We start from the raw sequence: 1179 nt of genomic DNA, 5'->3' as shown, positions 1-1179 counted from the left end.
TATTCAAATGCAATTTAAGCCCGGGTAAGGTTCCTCGCGTATCATCGAATTAAACCACATGTTCCTCCGCTTGTGCGGGCCCCCGTCAATTCCTTTGAGTTTCACCGTTGCCGGCGTACTCCCCAGGTGGAATACTTAATGCTTTCGCTTGGCCGCTTACTGTATATCGCAAACAGCGAGTATTCATCGTTTACTGTGTGGACTACCAGGGTATCTAATCCTGTTTGATACCCACACTTTCGAGCATCAGTGTCAGTTGCAGTCCAGTGAGCTGCCTTCGCAATCGGAGTTCTTCGTGATATCTAAGCATTTCACCGCTACACCACGAATTCCGCCCACCTCTACTGTACTCAAGACAGCCAGTATCAACTGCAATTTTACGGTTGAGCCGCAAACTTTCACAACTGACTTAACTGTCCACCTACGCTCCCTTTAAACCCAATAAATCCGGATAACGCTCGGATCCTCCGTATTACCGCGGCTGCTGGCACGGAGTTAGCCGATCCTTATTCATATGGTACATACAAAAATCCACACGTGGACCACTTTATTCCCATATAAAAGAAGTTTACAACCCATAGGGCAGTCATCCTTCACGCTACTTGGCTGGTTCAGACTCTCGTCCATTGACCAATATTCCTCACTGCTGCCTCCCGTAGGAGTTTGGACCGTGTCTCAGTTCCAATGTGGGGGACCTTCCTCTCAGAACCCCTATCCATCGAAGGTTTGGTGGGCCGTTACCCCACCAACTGCCTAATGGAACGCATCCCCATCGATAACCGAAATTCTTTAATAATCAAACCATGCGGTTCTATTATGCCATCGGGTATTAATCTTTCTTTCGAAAGGCTATCCCCGAGTTATCGGCAGGTTGGATACGTGTTACTCACCCGTGCGCCGGTCGCCATCACTTATATTGCTATAAGCATGATGCCCCTCGACTTGCATGTGTTAAGCCTGTAGCTAGCGTTCATCCTGAGCCAGGATCAAACTCTTCATTGTAAAAGTATTGTTATCATTCCTATGAAAGAATGGTATTTGCTCTGTTCAGGATGCCGTACAATTTATTGACTTCATTAATACCTGTCATCAGATACATACTGCTATGTATCCAACAAGCATTGACGGTTCTATTTTTTCTTGTACTACTTGTATTGTTTATCAATATTTCAAAGAACT

1 rRNA gene is annotated in these 1179 nt (G+C 45.6%); it reads right to left on the bottom strand.

Going from position 1 to position 1179, the window contains the following annotated elements:
• Positions 1 to 1002, bottom strand: a 16S ribosomal RNA gene (locus tag HMPREF2794_RS21405); the annotation flags it as partial.
• Positions 1003 to 1179 lie beyond the last annotated feature (177 nt).

Source organism: Bacteroides sp. HMSC067B03, assembly GCF_001811315.1.
Taxonomy (GTDB): domain Bacteria; phylum Bacteroidota; class Bacteroidia; order Bacteroidales; family Bacteroidaceae; genus Bacteroides; species Bacteroides faecis.
This window is presented reverse-complemented; position numbering and strand designations above follow the sequence as displayed.